3 protein-coding genes are annotated in these 2,645 nt (G+C 68.7%); all 3 read left to right on the top strand.

What is annotated here, in order from left to right; all coding sequences use genetic code 11:
* A partial coding sequence (locus tag ACLFOB_RS14880; protein ID WP_410926600.1) for a homogentisate 1,2-dioxygenase domain-containing protein occupies positions 1-261 on the top strand: 261 nt, incomplete at its 5' end.
* A 108-nt stretch (positions 262-369) separates the two neighbouring features.
* The gene (fahA, locus tag ACLFOB_RS14875) at positions 370-1,626 is read left to right on the top strand and encodes a fumarylacetoacetase (protein ID WP_410926599.1); all 1,257 of its coding nucleotides are present in this window, start codon (positions 370-372) and stop codon (positions 1,624-1,626) included.
* A gap of 66 nt (positions 1,627-1,692) precedes the next feature.
* Complete coding sequence (locus ACLFOB_RS14870) at positions 1,693-2,643, top strand: MBL fold metallo-hydrolase (RefSeq protein WP_410916362.1); 951 nt, start codon at positions 1,693-1,695, stop codon at positions 2,641-2,643.
* The last annotated feature ends 2 nt before the right edge of the window (positions 2,644-2,645 follow it).

Raw genomic sequence — 2,645 nt, 5'->3', positions numbered from 1 at the left:
CCGCAGGGCTTCGTGCCCGGGGGCATGAGCCTGCACAACATGATGCTGCCGCACGGACCGGACCGGACCGCCTTCGAGGGCGCGTCGAACGCCGAGCTGAAACCCGAGAAGCTCGAGAACACGATGTCCTTCATGTTCGAGACGCGCTTCCCGCAGCACCTCACGCGCTTCGCCGCGCAGGAGGCGCCGCTGCAGGACGACTACATCGACTGCTGGGCCGATCTCGAGAAGAAGTTCGACGGCACGCCCGGGCTGAAGTGAGCGTGCAAGGGGCTTGAAAGCCCCTTGCAAGGCTTTTCCAAAAGCCTTGCGCCGCGCGGGGTCGCGAGGGATGCGCCCCGCTCCGCAAGACCGGATGAAGGACACGCTATGCCGCTGATGAAAAGCTGGGTGGAAAGCGCCAACGCGGCCGACCATCCCTTTCCGCTGAACAACCTGCCCTGTGGCGTCTTTTCCACCGACACGCTGGCGCCGCGCTGCGGGGTCGCCATCGGGGACATGATCCTCGACATGGCCCGCGCCGAGGAGGCGGGGCAGATCGCGCTCGACGGCGGGCCGTTCTTCACGGAGCCTGCCTGGAACGCGCTGATGGAGGCCGGGCCGGGAGTCTGGGGCCACCTGCGGGCGCAACTCATGGACCTTCTGGCCGAGGGCTCGCCCGCGCGCGACAAGATCGAGGGGTTCCTCGTGCCGCAGGCAGGGGCCACGATGCACCTGCCCTTCCGTGTCGCCGAATACACCGACTTCTACGCCGGCCGGCACCACGCGACCAACGTGGGCACCATGTTCCGCGGCGCGGAGAACGCGCTGCCGCCCAACTGGCTGCACATCCCCATCGGCTACAACGGGCGCGCCTCCTCGGTCGTGGTCTCCGGCACGCCGGTGCGCCGCCCCTGGGGCCAGCTCAAGGGCCCGAACGACGACGCGCCGCGCTTTGCCCCCTCGGCGCGCTTCGACCTGGAGCTCGAGATGGGCGCCATCGTCGGCCAGCCCTCGGACGGGCCGGTAACGGTGGAAGAGGCCGACGCGATGATCTTCGGCTACGTCCTGCTGAACGACTGGTCGGCGCGCGACATCCAGGCCTGGGAATACCAGCCCCTCGGCCCCTTCCAGGCCAAGGCGACGGCGACCTCGATCGGTCCCTGGATCGTGACCAAGGCCGCGCTGGAGCCCTTCCGCGTGCCCACGCCCGCGCGCGAGGTGGAATTGCTGCCGCATCTGCGCGACGCGGGGCCGATGCTCTACGACCTCGACCTCCGGGTGACGCTGGCACCCGAGGGCAAGGGCGCGTCCGAGATCGCGCGCACCAACTACCGCGAGATGTATTACTCCTCGGCGCAGCAGCTGGCGCATCACACGACCGCGGGCTGCCCGATGCGGGTGGGCGACCTGCTGGGATCGGGCACCATCTCGGGCGCGGAGAAGCATCAGCGCGGCTCGCTTCTGGAACTCAGCTGGGGCGGCAAGGAGCCGGTGGAGCTTGACGGCGGCGAGACGCGCAGCTTCCTGGAGGACGGCGACACGCTCACGCTGCACGGCGCGGCGCATGGCGACGGCTATACCGTCGGCTTCGGGACCTGCACGGGCACGCTTCTGCCCGCGCTGGAGGATCCTTACGCGCGCTGAGGGCGCGGCGATCGACACGAGGACGCCGGGTCCGCACCCGGCCGGGACCACAGACGGAGCGACGACATGAGCAAGGCCTTCGCCAGCCAGGGCGACATGGAAGAAAAGCAGATCAGCTTCACCGAGATCGGCGAGGGGCTCTGGGCCTTCACCGCCGAGGGCGACCCGAACTCGGGCGTGATCATCGGCGACGACTCGGTGATGATCGTCGAGGCGCAGGCGACCCCGCGGCTGGCAAACAAGGTGATCGACAAGGTGCGCGAGGTCACCGACAAGCCGATCACCCATCTGGTGATGACGCATTATCACGCGGTGCGCGTGCTGGGCGCCTCCGCCTACAAGGCGCAGACGGTCATCATGTCGGAGATGGCGCGCGGCATGGTCGCCGAGCGCGGGCAGGAGGACTGGGAAAGCGAGTTCGAGCGGTTCCCGCGCCTTTTCCAGGGGCATGAATCGATCCCCGGCCTGACCTGGCCCAACACCACCTTCAACGACCGGATGACCGTCTACCTGGGCAACCGGCGCGTGGACCTCATGCACCTCGGCCGCGCGCACACGGCGGGCGACATCGTGGTGCATGTGCCCGACCAGAACGTGATGTTCACCGGCGACATCGTCGAATACCACTCTGCCTGCTACTGCGGCGACGGGCATTTCGCGGACTGGGGCGACACGCTGGACGCGATCCGCTGGTTCGACGTGGACGCCATTGCGCCGGGGCGCGGCGACGCGCTGATGGGGCGCGAGATGGTGAATGCCGCGATCGAGAACACCCGCGATTTCGTCGAAAGCACCTATCGCCCGGCGGCCCGCGTCGCGGCGCGCGGCGGCACGCTGAAGGAGGCCTGGGACGCCGTGCGCGCGGAATGCGACCCGAAGTTCTCGGACTACGCAATCTACGAGCACTGCCTGCCCTTCAACGTCGCGCGCGCCTACGACGAGGCGCGCGGCATCGAGACGCCGCGCATCTGGACCGCCGAGCGCGACAAGGAGATGTGGGAGGCGCTGCAGGGCTGATG

The sequence above is a fragment of the Rhodosalinus sp. genome, assembly GCF_046542825.1.
GTDB lineage: Bacteria > Pseudomonadota > Alphaproteobacteria > Rhodobacterales > Rhodobacteraceae > Rhodosalinus.
Note: the sequence above shows the minus strand (reverse complement) of the source record. Positions and strands in the feature narration are given on the sequence as shown.

Excerpts from the sequence above, each read along its gene's own strand:
- ACLFOB_RS14870 (WP_410916362.1), top strand. The coding sequence starts at position 1,693 with ATGAGCAAGGCCTTCGCCAGCCAGGGCGACATGGAAGAAAAGCAGATC.
- fahA (WP_410926599.1), top strand. The coding sequence starts at position 370 with ATGCCGCTGATGAAAAGCTGGGTGGAAAGCGCCAACGCGGCCGACCAT.